The sequence below is a fragment of the Bacillus licheniformis DSM 13 = ATCC 14580 genome (genome assembly GCF_000011645.1).
Taxonomy (GTDB): Bacteria; Bacillota; Bacilli; order Bacillales; family Bacillaceae; genus Bacillus; species Bacillus licheniformis.
Window position 1 is genome coordinate 100,001 of record NC_006270.3, and the last position, 20,739, is coordinate 120,739.

Annotated in this window: 24 protein-coding genes, 1 rRNA gene and 2 other annotated features; all 25 genes read left to right on the forward strand. The window is 45.0% G+C overall.

The window, feature by feature from the left end; genetic code table 11:
- Positions 1-129: 129 nt before the first annotated feature.
- Positions 130-245 (forward strand): 5S ribosomal RNA (rrf, locus tag TRNA_RS22025).
- A gap of 176 nt (positions 246-421) precedes the next feature.
- The gene (locus tag TRNA_RS22030; protein WP_003178269.1) at positions 422-886 is read left to right on the forward strand and encodes a CtsR family transcriptional regulator; all 465 of its coding nucleotides are present in this window, start codon (positions 422-424) and stop codon (positions 884-886) included.
- Between the two features lie 14 nt (positions 887-900).
- Positions 901-1,455, forward strand: coding sequence for a UvrB/UvrC motif-containing protein (locus tag TRNA_RS22035; protein ID WP_003178271.1), 555 nt, complete (start codon positions 901-903; stop codon positions 1,453-1,455).
- Entirely contained in the window at positions 1,455-2,546 is a 1,092-nt protein-coding gene (locus tag TRNA_RS22040) for a protein arginine kinase (RefSeq protein WP_003178273.1), read from the forward strand. Before TRNA_RS22035 ends, TRNA_RS22040 begins: the two co-directional genes overlap by 1 nt.
- Positions 2,543-4,975, forward strand: coding sequence for an ATP-dependent protease ATP-binding subunit ClpC (clpC, locus tag TRNA_RS22045; RefSeq protein WP_003178275.1), 2,433 nt, complete (start codon positions 2,543-2,545; stop codon positions 4,973-4,975). The genes TRNA_RS22040 and clpC overlap by 4 nt, the downstream gene beginning before the upstream one ends.
- Positions 4,976-5,054: 79 nt before the next feature.
- Positions 5,055-6,434, forward strand: a complete 1,380-nt coding sequence (radA, locus tag TRNA_RS22050; RefSeq protein WP_003178276.1) for a DNA repair protein RadA — start codon at positions 5,055-5,057, stop codon at positions 6,432-6,434.
- Positions 6,435-6,437: 3 nt separating this feature from the next.
- A complete protein-coding gene (disA, locus tag TRNA_RS22055; RefSeq protein ID WP_003178277.1) occupies positions 6,438-7,514 on the forward strand; it encodes a DNA integrity scanning diadenylate cyclase DisA in 1,077 nt (358 codons plus the stop codon).
- A 131-nt stretch (positions 7,515-7,645) separates the two neighbouring features.
- The gene (locus TRNA_RS22060; RefSeq protein WP_009330350.1) at positions 7,646-8,734 is read left to right on the forward strand and encodes a PIN/TRAM domain-containing protein; all 1,089 of its coding nucleotides are present in this window, start codon (positions 7,646-7,648) and stop codon (positions 8,732-8,734) included.
- Between the two features lie 16 nt (positions 8,735-8,750).
- Complete coding sequence (gene ispD, locus TRNA_RS22065; RefSeq protein ID WP_009330349.1) at positions 8,751-9,446, forward strand: 2-C-methyl-D-erythritol 4-phosphate cytidylyltransferase; 696 nt, start codon at positions 8,751-8,753, stop codon at positions 9,444-9,446.
- Entirely contained in the window at positions 9,439-9,915 is a 477-nt protein-coding gene (gene ispF / locus TRNA_RS22070; protein WP_003178280.1) for a 2-C-methyl-D-erythritol 2,4-cyclodiphosphate synthase, read from the forward strand. The genes ispD and ispF overlap by 8 nt, the downstream gene beginning before the upstream one ends.
- Positions 9,916-9,996: 81 nt before the next feature.
- Positions 9,997-11,454 carry a glutamate--tRNA ligase gene (gene gltX, locus TRNA_RS22075; RefSeq protein ID WP_009330348.1) on the forward strand — a complete coding sequence of 486 codons (1,458 nt, stop codon included), beginning with the start codon at positions 9,997-9,999 and terminating at the stop codon, positions 11,452-11,454.
- Positions 11,455-11,686 (forward strand) — a binding site (T-box leader). It begins immediately after the preceding gene.
- A gap of 69 nt (positions 11,687-11,755) precedes the next feature.
- Positions 11,756-12,406, forward strand: a complete 651-nt coding sequence (gene cysE, locus TRNA_RS22080) for a serine O-acetyltransferase (RefSeq protein ID WP_003178282.1) — start codon at positions 11,756-11,758, stop codon at positions 12,404-12,406.
- A complete protein-coding gene (gene cysS / locus TRNA_RS22085; RefSeq protein ID WP_011197476.1) occupies positions 12,403-13,806 on the forward strand; it encodes a cysteine--tRNA ligase in 1,404 nt (467 codons plus the stop codon). The genes cysE and cysS overlap by 4 nt, the downstream gene beginning before the upstream one ends.
- Positions 13,807-13,808: 2 nt before the next feature.
- Entirely contained in the window at positions 13,809-14,225 is a 417-nt protein-coding gene (locus TRNA_RS22090; protein WP_003178284.1) for a Mini-ribonuclease 3, read from the forward strand.
- Positions 14,222-14,971, forward strand: coding sequence for a 23S rRNA (guanosine(2251)-2'-O)-methyltransferase RlmB (gene rlmB / locus TRNA_RS22095; RefSeq protein ID WP_011197477.1), 750 nt, complete (start codon positions 14,222-14,224; stop codon positions 14,969-14,971). Before TRNA_RS22090 ends, rlmB begins: the two co-directional genes overlap by 4 nt.
- Before the next feature lie 5 nt (positions 14,972-14,976).
- Positions 14,977-15,489: a ribosome-dependent mRNA decay endonuclease Rae1/YacP gene (rae1, locus tag TRNA_RS22100; RefSeq protein WP_003178286.1), complete on the forward strand. Its 513-nt coding sequence runs from the start codon at positions 14,977-14,979 to the stop codon at positions 15,487-15,489.
- 63 nt (positions 15,490-15,552) lie between these two features.
- Positions 15,553-16,224 carry an RNA polymerase sporulation sigma factor SigH gene (gene sigH, locus TRNA_RS22105; RefSeq protein ID WP_003178288.1) on the forward strand — a complete coding sequence of 224 codons (672 nt, stop codon included), beginning with the start codon at positions 15,553-15,555 and terminating at the stop codon, positions 16,222-16,224.
- Positions 16,225-16,306: 82 nt separating this feature from the next.
- A complete protein-coding gene (gene rpmG / locus TRNA_RS43085) occupies positions 16,307-16,456 on the forward strand; it encodes a 50S ribosomal protein L33 (RefSeq protein ID WP_003178289.1) in 150 nt (49 codons plus the stop codon).
- 35 nt (positions 16,457-16,491) lie between these two features.
- On the forward strand, positions 16,492-16,671 hold the full coding sequence (gene secE / locus TRNA_RS22110) for a preprotein translocase subunit SecE (RefSeq protein ID WP_003178291.1): 180 nt from the start codon (positions 16,492-16,494) through the stop codon (positions 16,669-16,671).
- A gap of 177 nt (positions 16,672-16,848) precedes the next feature.
- Entirely contained in the window at positions 16,849-17,382 is a 534-nt protein-coding gene (nusG, locus tag TRNA_RS22115) for a transcription termination/antitermination protein NusG (protein WP_003178298.1), read from the forward strand.
- A gap of 169 nt (positions 17,383-17,551) precedes the next feature.
- Positions 17,552-17,977 (forward strand): 50S ribosomal protein L11, encoded by a 426-nt coding sequence (gene rplK, locus TRNA_RS22120; RefSeq protein ID WP_003178300.1) that lies wholly within the window; start codon positions 17,552-17,554, stop codon positions 17,975-17,977.
- Between the two features lie 101 nt (positions 17,978-18,078).
- Positions 18,079-18,777: a 50S ribosomal protein L1 gene (gene rplA, locus TRNA_RS22125; protein WP_003178302.1), complete on the forward strand. Its 699-nt coding sequence runs from the start codon at positions 18,079-18,081 to the stop codon at positions 18,775-18,777.
- A gap of 50 nt (positions 18,778-18,827) precedes the next feature.
- Positions 18,828-18,969: a sequence feature (ribosomal protein L10 leader region), on the forward strand.
- A 69-nt stretch (positions 18,970-19,038) separates the two neighbouring features.
- Positions 19,039-19,539 (forward strand): 50S ribosomal protein L10, encoded by a 501-nt coding sequence (gene rplJ, locus TRNA_RS22130; protein ID WP_003178304.1) that lies wholly within the window; start codon positions 19,039-19,041, stop codon positions 19,537-19,539.
- 44 nt (positions 19,540-19,583) lie between these two features.
- Positions 19,584-19,955 carry a 50S ribosomal protein L7/L12 gene (rplL, locus tag TRNA_RS22135; RefSeq protein ID WP_003178305.1) on the forward strand — a complete coding sequence of 124 codons (372 nt, stop codon included), beginning with the start codon at positions 19,584-19,586 and terminating at the stop codon, positions 19,953-19,955.
- Between the two features lie 139 nt (positions 19,956-20,094).
- Positions 20,095-20,700, forward strand: a complete 606-nt coding sequence (locus TRNA_RS22140) for a class I SAM-dependent methyltransferase (protein ID WP_011197479.1) — start codon at positions 20,095-20,097, stop codon at positions 20,698-20,700.
- The last annotated feature ends 39 nt before the right edge of the window (positions 20,701-20,739 follow it).

The window sequence follows — 20,739 nt, forward strand, 5'->3', positions numbered from 1 at the left end:
ATTTGTGAATCGTCTGTCCGTTATCTAGTTTTGAGAGAACACCTCTCAGAAAGCCAAAGGCAAGGAAACTCGGCTAAAGGCCCTCACATCCTGTGAGGAACGCCCAGTACCTTCGTCCTGAAGGCATAGTTTGGTGGCGATAGCGAAGAGGTCACACCCGTTCCCATGCCGAACACGGAAGTTAAGCTCTTCAGCGCCGATGGTAGTTGGGGGCTTCCCCCTGTGAGAGTAGGACGCCGCCAAGCGCTTAGAAAGACCAGCTTATATAAAAGCTGGTCTTTTTTCTTTTCCCTAAGGTTTTATGACAGCTAAAAGTGGAAATAATAAAGGACGAAGAGCAATTAGTTGAAAAAAAAACGAAAACCACTTATAGTAAAGTTAAAGTCAAATATAGTCAAAGTCAAGTGAAGGAGGGGGCTGAGTGGGGAAAAATATTTCTGACATAATCGAACAGTATTTGAAACAAATATTAGAACAGAACGGGAAAGAAATATTAGAGATTAAACGGAGCGAAATAGCCGATAAATTTCAGTGTGTTCCTTCTCAGATCAATTACGTAATCAATACGCGTTTTACGAGCGAGCGCGGATATATTGTCGAAAGCAAAAGAGGCGGCGGCGGTTATATCCGAATTATTAAAATTAAAATGAACGACAAAATTGATTTGATTAACAATATTATGAATCAAATCTATACAAGGCTCTCCCAGGCTGCTTCAGATGACATCATTTTAAGGCTGTTAGAAAATGGTGTCATTACAGAAAGCGAAGCGAAATTGATGGTGAGTGTCATGGACCGTTCTGTTTTATATATTGATTTGCCTGAACGAGACGAATTAAGAGCAAGAATGATGAAAGCCATGCTTACGTCACTTAAATTTAAGTAAAGCGGGTGAGAAGCGTGATATGTCAAGAGTGTAAAGAAAGACCGGCAACTTTTCACTTTACGAAAGTTATTAATGGTGAAAAAAAAGAAATGCACATCTGTGAACAATGTGCGAAAGAGAACAGCGAGTCATATTCTATGAATGAAAGTGGCGGATTTTCCATCCATAATTTATTATCCGGACTGCTTAATTTTGACTCGTCTTTTACAAACAGCAGCGAGGCGCAGCTTTTTCAACAGCCGGATCAGGTTTTGCGATGCAAAAAATGCAATATGACGTTCCCGGAATTTCGAAAAACCGGCCGGTTTGGATGTTCGGAATGTTATAAAACCTTCCACTCCTATATCACTCCGGTTTTAAGAAAAGTTCACAGCGGGAACACGGTCCACGCGGGTAAAATACCAAAGCGGATCGGCGGTAATCTGCATGTAAGAAGACAAATTGAAGCATTAAAAAAAGAGCTGAAAGAATTAATTCAGCAGGAGGAATTTGAAAAAGCAGCCAACATCAGAGATCAGATCAGATCGCTTGAACAAAACCTGAATGCAAACAAGGAGGAGGAGGACTGATGTCACTGCAGCATTTTATTCAGAATGCTTTAAGCAATTGGATGCGGCAAGAAGGCCCTGAGAGTGACATCGTGCTTAGCAGCCGGATCCGTCTTGCGCGCAATTTGGATAAAGTCCGTTTTCCAACGCTTTTTTCAAATGAAGAGGCTTCAGCGATTATAGCATTGTTTGAAGAACAGTTCACAGGCTATGAAGTGCCCGGTATCGGGAAGTTTGAGCTTGTGAAAATGGATCAGGTCCAGCCTTTGGAAAAAAGGGTTCTTGTGGAAAAACATCTGATCAGTCCGCATTTGACGGAAGCTTCCTTTGGCGCATGCCTTCTTTCTGAAAATGAAGAAGTGAGTATTATGCTGAATGAGGAAGATCATATTCGCATTCAATGTCTATTTCCGGGATTTCAGCTGTCAGAAGCATTGAAAGCAGCAAATCAGGTGGACGATTGGATTGAAGACCGGATCGACTACGCTTTTTCCGAACAAAGAGGCTACTTGACCAGCTGCCCTACAAATGTCGGAACAGGGCTTAGAGCTTCTGTCATGATGCACCTTCCTGCTTTAGTGTTAACTAGGCAAATAAACAGAATTATTCCGGCAATTAATCAATTAGGGCTTGTTGTTAGAGGAATTTACGGTGAAGGCAGCGAAGCATTAGGGAATATCTTTCAAATTTCCAACCAAATTACCCTCGGTAAATCGGAACACGACATTGTCGAAGATCTGAACAGTGTCGTTGCTCAGCTGATCGAACAAGAGCGTTCAGCAAGAAAGGCGCTTTATCAGACTTCGCAAATCGAACTTGAAGACCGCGTCTACAGATCTTACGGCGTACTGTCCAATTGCCGGATGATCGAGTCGAAAGAAACAGCAAGATGTCTTTCAGACGTTCGTCTTGGAATTGACCTGGGGATAATAAAAGGTCTTTCCAGCAATATACTTAATGAGCTGATGATCCTGACACAGCCTGGATTTCTCCAGCAATATTCCGGAGGAGCCTTAAGGCCAAACGAGAGGGACATCAGGCGGGCTGCTCTTATCAGGGAGCGCTTGAAATTAGAAAACAACGGCAATAGACAGGAGGATGAAACGATATGATGTTTGGAAGATTCACAGAAAGAGCACAAAAAGTATTGGCGCTTGCTCAAGAAGAAGCTCTGCGTCTGGGCCATAATAACATTGGAACAGAACATATTCTCCTCGGCCTTGTCCGCGAGGGAGAAGGAATTGCTGCGAAAGCGCTGCAGGCGTTAGGACTCAGCCCTGACAAGATTCAAAAAGAAGTTGAAAGCCTCATCGGCCGCGGACAAGAAATGTCACAATCGATCCATTACACACCGAGAGCCAAGAAAGTGACCGAATTGGCGATGGATGAAGCGAGAAAGCTTGGCCACTCCTACGTTGGAACTGAACACATCCTCCTTGGCTTAATCCGCGAAGGGGAAGGTGTTGCGGCAAGGGTGCTGAATAATTTAGGCGTCAGCTTAAACAAAGCGAGACAGCAAGTATTGCAGCTGTTGGGCAGCAATGAGAGCGGAGGCGCTGCTTCAGGCGCCAACAGTAGCGCCAACACACCAACTTTAGACAGTCTTGCCCGGGATCTCACGGCGATTGCAAAAGAAGACAGCCTTGATCCCGTGATCGGCAGAAGCAAAGAAATTCAACGCGTGATTGAAGTGTTGAGCCGCAGAACGAAAAATAACCCTGTGTTAATCGGGGAGCCTGGTGTCGGTAAGACTGCGATTGCCGAAGGCCTGGCCCAGCAGATCATCAATAACGAAGTACCGGAGATTTTACGCGACAAGCGCGTCATGACACTTGATATGGGAACGGTTGTCGCCGGCACGAAATATCGCGGTGAATTTGAAGACCGCCTGAAAAAAGTGATGGACGAAATTCGTCAAGCGGGAAATATCATCCTCTTCATCGATGAGCTGCATACTCTCATCGGAGCCGGAGGAGCGGAAGGGGCCATCGATGCCTCCAATATCCTTAAACCGTCGCTGGCGCGCGGAGAGCTGCAATGCATCGGGGCGACAACCCTTGATGAATACCGCAAATACATTGAAAAAGATGCTGCACTAGAACGGCGTTTTCAGCCGATTCAGGTTGACCAGCCGTCTCCTGAAGAAAGCATTCAAATATTGAAAGGGCTCAGAGACCGCTATGAAGCCCATCACCGCGTATCGATTACGGATGAAGCGATCGAAGCGGCAGTAAAGCTGTCAGACCGCTACATTTCGGACCGTTTTCTGCCTGACAAGGCGATCGACTTAATCGATGAAGCCGGCTCAAAGGTTAGACTGCGTTCATTCACAACGCCTCCTAACTTAAAAGAGCTTGAACAAAAGCTTGATGAGGTAAGGAAAGAAAAAGATGCCGCTGTTCAAAGCCAGGAATTCGAAAAAGCAGCGTCTTTACGTGATACGGAGCAGCGCTTGCGTGAACAGGTCGAAGAAACCAAGAAAACCTGGAAAGAAAAGCAAGGTCAAGAAAATTCCGAAGTGACCGTCGACGATATTGCAATGGTTGTATCAAGCTGGACCGGAGTGCCGGTTTCCAAAATTGCGCAGACCGAAACAGACAAATTGCTGAACATGGAGAGCATTCTTCATTCCCGCGTTATCGGCCAGGATGAGGCTGTCGTTGCAGTTGCAAAAGCAGTCAGACGCGCGCGTGCCGGCTTAAAAGATCCAAAACGTCCTATCGGTTCGTTTATTTTCCTTGGCCCAACAGGCGTAGGGAAAACGGAGCTTGCCCGTGCACTTGCCGAGTCCATTTTCGGCGATGAAGAAGCAATGATTCGCATCGATATGTCCGAGTACATGGAAAAACATTCAACATCAAGACTCGTCGGTTCACCTCCTGGATATGTCGGCTATGATGAAGGCGGACAGCTCACTGAAAAAGTGAGAAGAAAACCGTATTCCGTCGTCTTGCTTGATGAAATCGAGAAAGCTCACCCAGATGTCTTCAATATTTTGCTGCAGGTGCTTGAAGACGGCCGCCTGACTGATTCAAAAGGGCGCACGGTTGACTTTAGGAATACGATTTTGATCATGACATCAAACGTCGGTGCGAGCGAACTGAGAAGAAATAAATACGTCGGGTTTAATGTCCAGGATGAAACCCAGAATTATAAAGATATGAAAGACAAAGTCATGGGTGAACTAAAACGCGCCTTTAGACCTGAATTTATCAACCGGATTGATGAGATCATCGTCTTCCACTCTTTGGAGAAAAAACATTTGAAAGATATTGTATCCCTCATGTCAGACCAATTGACCAAGCGTCTGAAAGAACAGGATCTTTCAATTGAGCTGACTGAAGCGGCTAAAGAAAAAATCGCCGATGAAGGCGTGGATCTCGAATACGGAGCGCGTCCTCTCAGAAGAGCAATCCAAAAACACGTGGAAGACCGGCTGTCAGAAGAGCTCCTAAAAGGCCATATTCAAAAAGGCCAGCATATTGTTTTGGATGTAGAAGACGGAGAATTTGTCGTAAAAACCGAAGCTAAAACGAACTAATATAGAGACAAAAGAAAGAGGCATACGATGTTCATCAGTATGCCTCACTTTCTTATAAAGGGAGCGTTTTGAAAAATCAATGGCTAAAACAAAGACTAAATTCATTTGTCACTCATGCGGCTACGAATCCGCCAAGTGGATGGGGAAATGCCCCGGATGCGGTGCATGGAATACCATGGTGGAAGAAACGATAAAAAAACCCGCCGCCAACAGAAGAACCGCTTTTTCACATTCCGTTCAAACGGTGCAAAAGCCTTCACCTCTCACTTCAATTGAAACAACAGAAGAGCCGCGAATTAAAACGAAACTTGGCGAATTCAACCGCGTCTTGGGAAACGGCATCGTCAAAGGTTCACTTGTTTTAATCGGAGGCGACCCCGGCATCGGGAAATCAACCTTGCTGCTTCAAGTATCTGCCCAGCTCGCTGATTCAAAAGAAAATGTCCTGTACATCTCAGGCGAAGAATCGGTCAAGCAGACAAAGCTGAGAGCAGACCGTCTAGGTATCAACAGTCCCACTCTTCACGTTTTATCTGAAACCGATATGGAGTATATTACGTCTTCTATAGAAGAGATGAACCCATCATTCGTAGTGGTTGATTCGATTCAAACCGTTTACCAAAGTGATATCACATCCGCTCCGGGCAGCGTCTCCCAGGTCAGGGAATGCACCGCTGAGCTGATGAGAATTGCAAAAACGAAAGGGATTCCAATATTTATCGTCGGGCATGTCACAAAAGAAGGTTCGATTGCCGGACCGAGACTTCTGGAACATATGGTCGACACCGTCCTTTACTTTGAAGGTGAGCGGCATCATACATTTCGGATTTTAAGAGCCGTCAAAAACCGGTTTGGATCAACGAATGAAATGGGAATCTTTGAAATGAGGGAAGAGGGCCTGACAGAGGTGCTGAATCCGTCAGAAATCTTTCTCGAAGAGCGCTCGGCGGGAGCGGCCGGATCGAGTGTCGTGGCCTCAATGGAAGGCACGAGGCCAGTCTTAGTAGAGATTCAGGCGCTGATTTCCCCCACGAGCTTTGGGAATCCGCGCCGGATGGCAACCGGGATTGATCATAACCGCGTCTCATTGCTAATGGCAGTTTTAGAAAAAAGGGTTGGACTGCTGCTGCAAAATCAAGACGCCTATTTAAAAGTCGCCGGAGGCGTCAAGCTGGACGAGCCAGCGATTGACCTCGCCGTTGCAGTGAGCATCGCCTCAAGCTTCAGAGACACCCCGCCTCATCCGACGGATTGTTTTATCGGAGAAGTCGGATTGACAGGGGAGGTCCGCAGAGTATCAAGGATAGAACAGAGGGTGCAGGAAGCGGCGAAGCTTGGTTTTAAAAGAATGATTATTCCTTCTGCAAATGTAGAAGGATGGACAAAGCCGAAAGGAATCGAAGTCGTCGGCGTTGAAAATGTAGCTGAGGCCCTTCGAGCTTCATTAGGAGGATCATAATATATGGACAAAGACAAAAAAGGAGCGAAACAGGATCTTTCAGAAATATTGCAGTTTGTCGCCCCCGGCACGCCTCTTCGCGAAGGAATCGAAAACGTCCTTCGGGCCAAAACAGGCGGATTAATCGTGGTCGGCTTCAACGATAAAGTGAAAGAAGTGGTTGACGGAGGGTTCCACATAAATTCTTCTTTCTCTCCGGCTCATCTGTACGAGCTGGCTAAAATGGACGGGGCGATCATTCTCAGCGATTCAGGGCAAAAAATTCTATATGCCAATACACAGCTCATGCCTGAGGCGACGATTCCCTCCTCTGAGACGGGCATGAGACACAGAACAGCCGAGCGTGTGGCCAAGCAGACCGGCTGTCTGATCATCGCGATTTCTGAAAGACGGAATGTGATTACGCTCTATCAGGAAAATATGAAATATATACTCAAAGATATCGGCTTTATCTTAACAAAAGCCAATCAGGCGATTCAGACGCTCGAAAAATACAAACTCATTTTGGACCATGCGATTTCCAATTTGAACGCGCTGGAATTTGAAGAGCTTGTTACATTTGGGGATGTCATCTCCGTTCTGCATCGATATGAAATGGTGCTCAGAATCAAAAACGAAATTAATATGTATATTAAAGAGCTTGGAACAGAAGGCCATCTCATCAGACTCCAGGTTAGCGAACTGATCACCGATATGGAGCAGGAAGCGGCGCTGTTCGTCAAAGATTATGTGAAAGAAAAAATCAAAGACCCGTTTGTTCTGCTGAAACAGCTTCAGGATATGTCGAGTTTCGAATTGCTGGATGATGCGATTCTCCTTAAGCTTTTAGGCTATTCAGCAACTACGAACATGGAAGAATACGTTTTTCCGAGAGGCTACAGGCTTCTCCACAAAATTCCCCGCCTCCCGATGCCGATCGTCGAAAATGTTGTCGAAGCATTCGGCCATTTAAAGCTCATTATCGAAGCGGATGTAAAAGATTTGGATGAAGTGGAAGGAATTGGGGCTGTTCGTGCCCAAAAGATAAAGAAAGGGTTAAAGAGACTTCAGGAGAAACATTATACTGACAGGCAGCTGTGAGAAAATTTTCTAGAAGTGATTAAAATTTGCAATTTATGGGTATATTATTCTTACTTTTTGTTTTCCCTTTTTCACGTGGAAACAGCTGCATTTATAAAAATTAAAACGATTATTTTAAAGGAGGTGAAGGTATGTTAAAACGAATAGTTCAAGCGTTCTTTGCGATTTTGGGAGGCGTTATCGGTATTTTTCTCATACCGGAATTGTTTGTACTGTTAAATGTACAGGACATACCTTTAGTAACAAACCCGTATGCGTCTGCTTGTTTAGGAGCTATCATCTTTTTTCTTCTGGGCATCTGGTGTGCGGATCACGTCATCAACTGGGTGAAACAGATTGAGGATTCCTTGATCAAAGCACCTGTCTCAGACTTGTTGTTCGGCTCTTTGGGATTAATCTTCGGACTTATGCTCGCTTATCTTATCGTCAACGTCATTCCGTTAAAAGACATCCCTTATCAGTTAATCAGCACGGTCATTCCGATTGTGTTGGCCGCATTTCTCGGCTATCTCGGATTCCGTGTGGGTTTCAAGAAAAAGGATGAAATGCTGACACTTTTTACATCGAGAAAGAAAAAAGGTTCTGCTGAGGAAGAGCGTCCGGAAGAAGACAAAAAGCTGAAAATTTTAGACACAAGTGTTATTATAGATGGGAGAATTGCTGATATTTGTCAGACCGGATTTCTTGAAGGCGTCATTGTGATTCCTCAGTTTGTGCTTGAGGAACTGCAGCATATCGCCGACTCTTCAGACGTCCTCAAACGAAACAGAGGGCGGAGAGGACTGGATATTTTAAACCGTATCCAGAAAGAGCTTGATATTAAAGTTGAAATTTATGAAGGCGATTTTGAAGACATCCAAGAGGTCGACAGCAAGCTCGTCAAACTGGCGAAGCTGACCTCGGGCGTTGTCGTCACAAACGATTTCAATTTGAACAAAGTATGCGAGCTCCAAAAGGTTGCCGTATTGAACATCAACGACCTTGCCAACGCCGTCAAGCCTGTCGTGCTTCCGGGAGAAGAAATGAAGGTGCAGGTCATCAAAGACGGAAAAGAACATAATCAGGGCGTGGCTTATCTGGACGACGGCACGATGATTGTCGTTGAAGAAGGGCGAAATTATATTGGCAAACATATCGACGTGCTCGTGACCAGCGTGCTGCAGACAGCGGCAGGCAGAATGATATTCGCCAAGCCGAAACTGCTGGAAAAGGCGCTTTGAAAAAGGGAGAAATAAAATGAATTATGAAGTCGTCATTCCTGCCGCCGGACAAGGTAAACGAATGAATGCCGGGAAAAACAAACTGTTTATCGAGGCGAAAGGAATACCTGTGATTATTCATACATTAAAGGTGTTTGAAAACCATGATGCCTGCAAAAGGATCATTCTTGTCATCAATGAACAGGAATTCGGTGAATTCAACACCCTTTTAAAAACCTATCATTTTAAGACTCCGATCGAGATGGTGCCGGGCGGAAGAGAACGCCAGCAAAGCGTTTTTGCGGGCATTAAAGCGGCCGGCAAAGAGGAAACGGTCCTCGTCCATGACGGAGCAAGACCTTTTATTAAACGGGAATATATCGAACAGCTTGTCGAGAAAGCAAAGGAAACAGGGGCAGCCATCGTTGCCGTTCCTGTTAAAGACACGATCAAACGCGTTCAAGACGGTGAGATAGCCGGAACGATTGAACGTTCAAGCTTGTGGGCCGCTCAAACCCCACAAGCTTTTCGTCTTTCTATTCTGATGAATGCTCACCTTGAGGCTGAAGCAAAAGGTTTCCTCGGTACGGACGACGCCAGTCTTGTCGAGGAAGCCGGAGGTACGGTTGCAATCATTCAAGGGGATTATCAAAACATCAAACTGACGACCCCGGATGACTTGCTTGTCGCAGAAGCGATATTAGAAGCGGAAAAGAGGAATGAACATGTTTAGAATAGGCCAAGGATTTGACGTCCATCAACTAGTGGAAGGCAGGCCGCTCATAATCGGGGGAATTACGATTCCTTACGAAAAAGGCCTTCTCGGACATTCAGATGCAGATGTGCTTTTGCACACGATTGCGGATGCATGTCTCGGTGCCGTCGGCGAGGGCGATATCGGAAAACACTTTCCGGATACCGATCCTGAATTCAAAGATGCCGACTCCTTCAAACTCCTTCGCCACGTCTGGATGATCGTGAAGGAAAAAGGCTATACGCTAGGGAACCTGGATTGTACAATCATCGCCCAAAAGCCTAAAATGGCGCCGTATATCGAAGACATGAGAGCCAGAATTGCCGAAGGGCTAGAGGCGGAAATTTCCCAAATTAACGTAAAAGCGACCACAACCGAAAAGCTCGGATTTACGGGAAGAGCCGAAGGAATCGCCGCCCAGGCTTCCGTTCTGCTCCAAAAGGTATAATTCATTTTGAAGACAGGTTCATTTGATGATAGAATAGGAAATAAATTTGAACTCTGCTAGAGACGAAAGGAAGTTAGACAGATGGGAAACGAAGTTCGGGTTCGTTATGCGCCGAGCCCAACAGGCCATTTACATATCGGAAATGCCAGAACCGCTCTTTTTAATTATTTGTTTGCCCGGAGCCAAGGCGGAAAATTCATCATCCGCATTGAAGATACGGACCGCAAGCGCAACATTGAAGGCGGGGAGCAAAGCCAGCTGAACTATTTAAAATGGCTGGGCATCGACTGGGATGAAAGCGTGGATGTCGGAGGAGAATACGGACCATACCGCCAATCCGAAAGAAACGACATTTACAAAACATATTACGAGGAGCTTCTTGAAAAAGGGCTAGCCTACAAATGCTACTGCACGGAAGAAGAGCTTGAGAAAGAGCGTGAGGAACAGGCTGCCCGCGGAGAAATGCCGCGCTACTCCGGCAAGTGCCGCAATTTAACAAAAGAAGAGCAGGAAAAGCTCGAAGCTGAAGGAAGACAGCCGAGCATCCGCTTTAAAGTGCCTCAAGGTGAAGTCATCCGCTTTGATGACATCGTCAAAGGAGAAATTTCTTTTGAAACAGACGGAATCGGCGACTTCGTCATCGTGAAGAAAGACGGAACGCCTACTTACAACTTTGCCGTAGCGGTCGATGACTATTTAATGAAAATGACGCATGTCCTGCGCGGCGAAGACCACATTTCCAATACGCCAAAGCAGATCATGATTTACAACGCCCTTGGCTGGGATATCCCGGCATTTGGACATATGACATTAATCGTCAATGAAAGCCGCAAAAAACTGAGCAAACGTGATGAGTCCATCATTCAGTTTATCGAGCAGTACGAAGAGCTCGGCTATTTGCCGGAAGCATTGTTTAACTTCATCACTCTTCTAGGCTGGTCGCCGGTCGGAGAAGAAGAACTGTTTACAAAAGAACAGTTTATTGAGATATTTGATGTAAACCGTTTGTCAAAATCACCAGCGGTGTTTGATACGCATAAACTGAAATGGGTCAACAACCAGTATGTGAAAAAACTTGATCTTGATCAGGTCATCGAATTGACCGTGCCGCATTTGCAAAAAGCGGGCAAGGTTTCAGAAGAGCTTTCAGGCAGCGAACAGGAATGGGTGCGCAAGCTGATTTCCCTATATCAGGAACAGCTGAGCTACGGCGCTGAAATCGTCGAGTTAACAGAGTTGTTCTTTAAAGACGATATCCAGTATAATCGTGAAGCAAGAACAGTTTTAGAAGAAGAGCAGGTTCCGGAAGTGCTTCGCGTATTTGCCGAAAAGCTTGAGCAGCTTGACTCGTTTACGGCAGATGAGATCAAGGCATCCATCAAAGCCGTTCAAAAAGAAACAGGACATAAAGGGAAAAAGCTGTTTATGCCGATCCGCGTAGCGACGACAGGCCAGACCCACGGTCCTGAACTGCCTCAGTCCATTGAATTATTGGGGAAAGACACCGTTTTAAAACGGCTGCATAACATTATTCAATAAGATAAATCGTTGACAGGGATAAGTATAAAGCCAGGGCCTTTAAAGAGAGAGTCTTCATCGGCTGGAAAAGACTTAAGCGCCGGGCTTTAGAAATGCACCTCTTGAGACCTTTGAAGAACGTTTTTATAACAAGTATTCAAAGGCGGTATCCGCCGTTATGGATGAGAGTTGAGAAAACAGCTGTGCTGTTTTCTAAACAGAGTGGAACCGCGCGTCAAAAAGCGTCTCTGTCATCAGACAGAGGCGTTTTTTATATGGTTTGACAATAGAGACAAAGGAAGCGGGGAACGGGGGGAATCATGTGTTCTTTAAAATGCTGAAAGAAGATGTAGATGTCGTATTTGACCAAGATCCGGCTGCGAGAAGCTACATTGAAGTCATCTTAACTTATTCAGGTTTGCATGCTATATGGGCACATCGAATTGCACATGCTTTATATAAAAGAAAAAGGTTTTTCATCGCCAGAGCGATCTCTCAAATCGCCCGCTTCTTTACGGGAATCGAAATTCACCCGGGTGCCAAGATCGGCAGGAGATTTTTCATTGATCACGGCATGGGGGTTGTGATCGGCGAAACCTGTGAGATCGGAAACAATGTCACGGTTTTTCAGGGCGTGACGCTTGGGGGAACAGGAAAAGAAAAAGGCAAAAGGCATCCGACAATCGAGGACGATGCCCTGATCTCAACAGGGGCTAAAGTGCTTGGATCCATTACAGTCGGAAGAGGGGCGAAAATCGGTGCAGGCTCCGTCGTCCTGCACGATGTGCCTGAATGCTCCACCGTTGTCGGCATCCCGGGCCGGGTCGTCGTACAAAACGGAAAGAAAATCAGACGCGACTTGAATCACCAGGATTTGCCGGATCCGGTGGCTGACCGCTTCAGAGAATTGGAAAACGAAATCAGGCAGCTGAAACAAGAGCTCCGGAGAAAAGAAAGGGAAGATGAGCTGTGACACTAACATTGTATAATACTCTCACACGAAAAAAAGAGCCGTTTGTGCCTCTTGAAGAAGGCAAGGTCAAAATGTATGTGTGCGGTCCGACAGTATATAACTACATCCATATCGGAAACGCAAGGCCGGCTATCGTGTTTGACACTGTCAGAAAGTATTTAGAGTATAAAGGCTATGAAGTCCAATATGTCTCCAATTTTACAGATGTCGATGACAAATTAATTAAAGCGGCAAATGAACTTGGAGAGGAAGTGCCGGTCATCGCCGAACGCTTTATTAAGGCATACTTCGAAGATGTCGGTTCACTGGGCTGCACAAAAGCTGACTGCCATCCGCGCGTCACTGAAAACATGGATGAGATCATCGACTTTATTCAGACGCTGATCGATAAGGGCTATGCCTATGAGGCGGACGGAGATGTTTATTATAAAACAAGATCGTTTGAAGGCTATGGAAAGCTGTCGCATCAATCGGTCGATGAGCTGAGATCAGGCGCCCGAATTCAAGTGGGCGAAAAGAAAGAAGATGCGCTCGATTTTACACTATGGAAAGCGGCTAAAGATAACGAAATCTCCTGGGATAGCCCTTGGGGAAAAGGCCGTCCCGGCTGGCATATCGAGTGCTCTGCGATGGCGAGAAAATATCTGGGCGATTCGATCGACATTCACGCCGGCGGTCAGGATCTGGCCTTCCCGCATCATGAAAACGAAATTGCCCAATCGGAAGCATTAACAGGGAAGCCTTTCGCGAAATATTGGCTTCATAACGGCTACATTAATATCGATAATGAGAAAATGTCAAAATCGCTCGGCAACTTTGTTCTTGTGCATGACATTATTAAAGAGCATGACCCCCAAGTGCTGCGGTTTTTCATGCTGTCTGTTCATTACAGACATCCGATAAACTATTCGGTCGAACTTCTCGAGAACACAAAAAACGCTTTTGGACGTCTAAAAACAGCTTATAGCAATTTGCAGCATCGCCTAAAAAGCAGTACAAATTTAACAGAGGGCGATTCAGAATGGCTTGAAAAAATCGAAGAGCAGCGAAAAGCCTTCCAAACGGCTATGGATGATGATTTCAATACAGCGAATGCCATTTCCGTCCTGTTTGACCTGGCCAAACATGCCAACTACTATTTGCAGGAAAAGAATACTGCAGAACATGTCATTCAGGCGTTTATACAGCTGTTTGACGAGATCTGCTCAGTGCTCGGCTTCTCCCTCAAGGAACAGGAACTTTTGGATAAAGACATTGAAGAACTGATCGAGAAGCGGAATGAGGCCCGGAGAAACCGCGACTTTGCAACATCTGATCAGATTCGCGACCAGTTGAAAAGCATGAATATTATCTTGGAGGACACTCCGCAGGGCACGCGCTGGAAAAGAGGAGAATCATAAACATGAATTTGGAAACCATTAAAGACGCCAAACAGCTGAATGGTTTGGCGCTTGCTTACATGGGTGATGCCGTTTTGGAGGTATATGTGAGGCATCACCTCTTAAAGCAAGGCATGACAAGGCCCAATGATCTGCACCGGCAGTCGAGGCGATATGTCTCCGCCAAGTCGCAGGCAAGCATGCTGTTTGCGCTTGAGGAGCAGGAATTTTTCACCGAGGAAGAACAGGCTGTGCTGAGAAGAGGGCGGAATGCCAAATCCGGAACGGTACCGAAAAACACGGATGTCCAAACATATCGTTACAGTACGGCTTTTGAGGCGGTCATCGGGTATCTTTTTCTTGAGAACAGGGAAGATAGGCTTAATGAACTCATCAAAGCAGCGCTGGAAAAACGGGATGGCAGGGAGGAAGTAAAATGAGTCAGCAGCATGATTACGTCATAGGAAAAAACGCGGTCATCGAAACATTAAAGTCCGGCCGGGAATTGTATAAGCTGTGGATGGCGGAAAACACAGTGAAGGGACAGGCTCAGCAAGTCGTCGATCTCGCCGCCAAAAATGGCGTCACGATTCATTATGTCCCAAGAAAAAAACTCGATCAAATGGTTTCCGGACAGCATCAAGGCGTCGTCGCCCAGGTAGCGGCTTACGAGTATGCCGAGCTGGATGATCTTTTTCAAAAGGCCGAAGACAGAAATGAACAGCCGTTTATCCTTGTATTAGACGAAATTGAGGATCCGCACAACCTGGGCTCTATTATGCGCACCGCAGACGCGGTCGGGGCTCACGGCATCGTCATTCCGAAAAGGCGCGCGGTCGGCCTTACAACGACTGTCGCCAAAGCCTCGACAGGAGCCATCGAACATATTCCGGTCGTCAAGGTGACCAATCTGTCGCGGACCCTGGAAGAAATGAAGGGACGGGGCATTTGGGTCGTCGGTACCGATGCGTCTGGACAACAGGACTACAGGTCGCTGGACGGAAATATGCCGCTTGCGCTTGTCATCGGCAGCGAAGGAAAAGGCATGGGAAGGCTTGTTAAAGAGAAATGTGATTTTCTCATTCGCCTGCCGATGGCGGGAAAGGTCACATCCCTGAACGCCTCAGTTGCAGCCGGCCTGCTGATGTATGAAGTGTACCGGAAACGAAGCCCTCTGGGAGAATAGACGGAATGGACATCCTGTTGGTCGACGGTTATAACATGATTGGGGCTTGGCCTCAGCTGAAAGATTTAAAAGAAAACAGTTTTGAAGAAGCAAGGGACCTGTTGATTCAGAAGATGGCGGAATATCAATCGTATACAGGGTTTCGGGTAATCGTTGTCTTTGATGCGCATCTCGTTAAAGGAATCGAGAAAAAGAAGGTCAATCATCGCGTAGAAGTGATATTCACAAGGGAAAATGAAACGGCTGATGAACGGATCGAGAAACTGGTGTCAGACTTGAATAGTATTCAGACGCAGATCCATGTTGCCACATCCGATTACACAGAGCAGTGGGCGATTTTTGGCCAGGGGGCCCTGCGCAAATCGGCCAGAGAGCTGCTCAGGGAGGTCGAAGCGATCGAAAGGCAAATTGAAAACAGGGTGAAACAAATCACCTCAGAGCGTCCCGCAGGGAAAATTCCATTGTCAGAAGACGTCTTGAGGATCTTCGAAAAATGGCGGCGTGGCGACTTGGATTAGGTTGACGCTTTTTTGTCCATTACTGTATAATATTTCTATCTACGTGCGGTCGGGGGGATCGGAGTGAACTTACAAAACAACCAGGGAAAATTCAGCAAAGAACAGTTCAGCAAAGAACGTTTTTGCCAGTTGGAAGACGAGCAGGTCATTGAAATGGTTCATGTCGGAGACAGTGATGCGTTAGATTACTTGATTACAAAGTACCGTAATTTTGTAAGGGCAAAAGCAAGATCCTACTTCTTAATCGGGGCTGATCGGGAAGATATCGTTCAGGAAGGCATGATTGGACTCTACAAATCTATCCGTGATTTTAGAGAGGACAAGCTGACTTCATTCAAAGCTTTTGCAGAATTATGCATTACCCGCCAAATTATTACCGCTATCAAAACAGCTACTCGCCAGAAACATATTCCGCTCAATTCTTATGTGTCGCTGGACAAGCCCATTTATGACGAGGAATCAGACCGGACGCTTCTCGACGTGATTTCAGGGGCCAAGGTCATGAATCCTGAAGAGCTGATCATCAATCAGGAAGAATTCGATGATATCGAGCTGAAAATGGGAGAATTGCTTAGTGATTTAGAAAGAAAAGTTCTTGCGCTCTATCTCGACGGAAGATCCTATCAGGAAATATCCGAAGAATTAAACCGCCATGTAAAATCGATCGATAATGCGCTCCAGCGTGTCAAAAGGAAGCTTGAAAAGTACCTGGAGCTCCGCGAAATCAGCTTGTAGCCGATGCTTATGGCATATTGACAGTCATTTTATGACTGTGATATGTTACTTAGGAAATGAACGTCCAGAAAAAGGTGTAAACATGAAGAAAAAAGTAACGTTAGCCTGCAAAAATTGCGGAAATCGTAATTATACGACAATGAAAAGCTCCGCAGCTTTGGCTGAACGGCTCGAAGTAAAGAAATACTGCAATAACTGCAATTCACATACAGTACATCTGGAAACAAAATAGGTGTTTTTGTTTTTAGGTTGTGGAGGTTTCTTACCATGGGTATTATCAAATTTTTAAAGAATGTCGGAAAAGAAATGAAAAAGGTCACCTGGCCTAAAGGAAAAGAACTAACGCGCTATACGATCACTGTTATCACCACCGTTATCTTTTTCGCCATCTTTTTTGCACTCATCGATTCGGGTATTACGCAATTAATTCGTTTAATAGTTGAATAATGATCAGCATAACGTGTTATAATAGATCTAAATATGACTTGCCAAAAAACCCGTTCAACGGGTTTTTTCATTGTTTCAAAATATGAGGCTCGTATAAAAGAAAGTGTCAGTTTCCCGGTACGGCCAATAAACTTTTAAGGTGTGGGGAGGGAAGGACTGAAAGGGTCCTGAATGAGAATGGAAAAGAAATGGTATGTGGTTCATACGTACTCCGGCTATGAAAATAAAGTAAAGGCGAATTTGGAAAAGCGGGTAGAATCGATGGGGATGCAAGATAAGATATTCCGCGTCGTTGTACCTGAAGAGGAAGAAACCGATATTAAAAACGGCAAGAAAAAAGTCGTTAAAAAGAAAGTCTTCCCTGGTTATGTACTTGTCGAACTTGTCATGACGGATGATTCCTGGTATGTTGTTCGAAATACGCCTGGTGTGACCGGGTTTGTCGGTTCAGCCGGATCAGGTTCAAAGCCGACTGCACTGCTTCCGGGCGAAGCGGAAAAAATCCTGAAGCGGATGGGGCTTGAAGAAAGAAAAACAGAAATCGACTTTGAATTAAAAGAAACCGTCAAGGTTATCGACGGCCCGTTTGCTGATTTCACAGGGACGATCGAAGAGATCGACCACGACAAAAATAAAGTCAAAGTTTTTGTTAATATGTTCGGAAGAGAGACCCCGGTTGAGCTCGAATTTACTCAAGTTGACAAATTGTAATGGAAAAGCGCTTGAAATCACTATATAAAAGTGGTAATATACAAAGGTGCGTCTTGGCAAAAAGGTCAAGGCAGCTAGCTTGATATTTTCATCATTCATATAAAGAATGAGACCTTGAGTGGGAGGGTTCACCCTATTACCACATCACGGACTTAAGGAGGTGTGTCTCGTGGCTAAAAAAGTAGTTAAAGTTGTAAAATTGCAAATTCCTGCTGGAAAAGCGAATCCAGCTCCGCCAGTTGGTCCTGCGTTAGGTCAAGCCGGTGTTAACATCATGGGATTCTGTAAGGAGTTTAACGCTCGTACATCTGACCAAGCTGGTCTGATCATTCCTGTAGAAATTTCGGTTTACGAAGACCGTTCATTTACATTTATCACAAAAACTCCGCCTGCTGCTGTATTGCTTAAAAAAGCGGCTGGAATTGAGTCAGGTTCTGGTGAGCCTAACCGTAATAAAGTCGCAACCGTTAAACGCGATAAAGTACGTGAAATCGCCGAAACAAAAATGCCTGACTTAAATGCGGCAGATGTTGAAGCGGCTATGCGTATGGTTGAAGGAACTGCCCGCAGTATGGGTATTGTGATCGAAGACTAATTTTTGTCTCTTTGCTGGGTTGCGAGTTTGGATCAGACAAGTTCGCAACCCTTATTCGTGGGAGGTTATTCCGCTAAAACCACTAAGGAGGAAATTTTAAAATGGCTAAAAAAGGTAAAAAATACGTCGAAGCTGCCAAGCTTGTAGATCGTACAAAAGCTTACGACGTAAACGAAGCGATTGAGCTTGTGAAAAAAACAAACACAGCTAAATTCGATGCTACTGTTGAAGCGGCATTTCGTTTAGGTGTTGACCCTCGTAAAAACGACCAGCAAATCCGCGGTGCAGTTGTACTTCCAAACGGAACAGGCAAAACTCAGCGCGTTCTTGTTTTCGCTAAAGGTGAAAAAGCGAAAGAAGCAGAAGCTGCTGGTGCAGACTACGTAGGCGATGCAGATTACATCAACAAAATTCAGCAAGGCTGGTTTGATTTTGATGTGATCGTTGCGACTCCTGACATGATGGGTGAAGTCGGTAAAATCGGACGCGTGCTTGGACCAAAAGGTCTTATGCCAAACCCTAAAACAGGAACGGTTACATTTGAAGTTGAAAAAGCAGTCAACGAAATCAAAGCGGGTAAAGTTGAATACCGCGTTGATAAAGCAGGAAACATCCACGTTCCAATCGGAAAAGTGTCTTTCGAAGAAGGCAAGCTTGTAGAGAACTTCGCGACAATGTACGACACAATTTTGAAAGCGAAGCCTGCTGCTGCTAAAGGTGTATACGTGAAAAACGTTTCTGTTACATCTACAATGGGACCTGGAATCAAAGTGGACCCTTCAACTTTCAACGTAAAATAATATTGACTTTTGATAAGACGTTCTGATATAATTCAAAACGTTGTAAAAATAAAATATGTCCATTTATACCGTAGACAGTAGGTGCTGATAAGGCTTAATTTCCTACCGAGGTGTATATATATCACAGCTCTAGCGTTACGTATGCTTGTATATACAGCCTCCATGTCGAATGGAGGCTTTTTATATGGAACATGTCGTTAAAGAACGTGATCACCGAACGGTATAAGTGTTACACAGATGAATCTTACAGGAGGTGTAACCATGAGCAGCGCAATTGAAACAAAAAAAGTTGTTGTTGAAGAAATTACTTCTAAACTGAAAGAAAGTAAATCAACGATCATCGTTGACTATCGCGGCCTTAACGTAGCTGAAGTAACAGAACTTCGTAAACAGCTTCGCGAAGCTAACGTTGAGTTCAAAGTGTACAAAAACACGATGACTCGCCGTGCGGTTGAACAAGCTGAACTTGATGGTTTGAACGATTTCTTAACAGGACCGAATGCGATTGCATTCAGCACTGAAGATGTTGTCGCTCCAGCTAAAGTTCTTAACGAGTTTGCTAAAAAGCACGAAGCTCTTGAAATCAAAGCGGGCGTAATCGAAGGCAAAGTGTCCACAGTTGAAGAAGTGAAAGCTCTTGCTGAACTTCCATCTCGCGAAGGCTTGCTTTCTATGTTGCTTAGCGTACTTCAAGCTCCAGTTCGCAATCTTGCTCTTGCAACTAAAGCTGTTGCAGAACAAAAGGAAGAACAAGGCGCTTAATAGCATCAGTATCTAAAAAATAAAACAAAATGGAGGAATTACAAATGGCTTTAAATATCGAAGAAATCATTGCTTCCGTTAAAGAAGCAACTGTACTTGAACTGAACGACTTAGTAAAAGCAATCGAAGAAGAATTCGGCGTAACTGCTGCTGCTCCTGTAGCTGTAGCTGGCGGAGCTGCTGCAGGCGGTGCTGCTGAAGAAAAAACTGAATTTGATCTTGTTCTTGCTGGTGCAGGAGATCAAAAAATCAAAGTTATCAAAGTTGTTCGTGAAATCACTGGTCTTGGCTTGAAAGAAGCTAAAGAACTTGTTGACAACACTCCAAAACCTCTTAAAGAAGGTATTGCGAAAGAAGAAGCTGAAGAGCTTAAAGCTAAACTTGAAGAAGTTGGCGCTTCTGTAGAAGTTAAGTAATCTTCACCTAATCTTTAGGGGAAAGCTCGCTTTTAAAAGCGGGCTTTTTCTTTGCTAATTAATTGTAGTCCCTTCCGCATAAGATAAGCCATCTTGTTTCAAGATATCTGGAGAGTTCACCAACTGAGGAGGTTCTGTGATGACTGACCATTATTATTCGGAAAAACCTTCAGCAAAAAGCAGCAGATCAATGTGGGCATTTCGCTTGAGAAACCGGACGTTTACTTTTATCAGCGACAGCGGAGTTTTTTCAAAAAGAGAAGTGGACTTTGGCTCAAGGCTGCTGATTGAAGCTTTCCGGGAACCGGATGCAGAAGGTGATTTTTTGGATGTAGGCTGCGGCTATGGCCCGATTGGTCTTTCGCTTGCTGCGGATTTCGAAGATCGAATGGTTCACATGATCGATGTTAATGAAAGAGCTGTCGAACTTTCGAAGGAAAACGCGTTAAATAATCAGATCGACAACATAAAGATCTACCAGAGTGATCTGTTTGCCAACGTCGAACCTGCAAAAAAATTCGCTTCTATTATTACTAATCCCCCCATACGCGCCGGGAAAAAAACTGTGCACGCCATCTTTGAAAAAAGCGCTGAACATTTGCGGCCTTCAGGAGAGCTGTGGGTCGTCATTCAGAAAAAACAAGGCGGGCCTTCTGCCATTGAAAAATTAAAAGAACTTTTTGCGGACGTTGAAGTCGTTCAAAAAAAGAAAGCGTACTATATCATCAAAGCAAAAAAAGTTTGACTCGGATTTTCAGCTATGTTAACATTATAAAATGCCAAT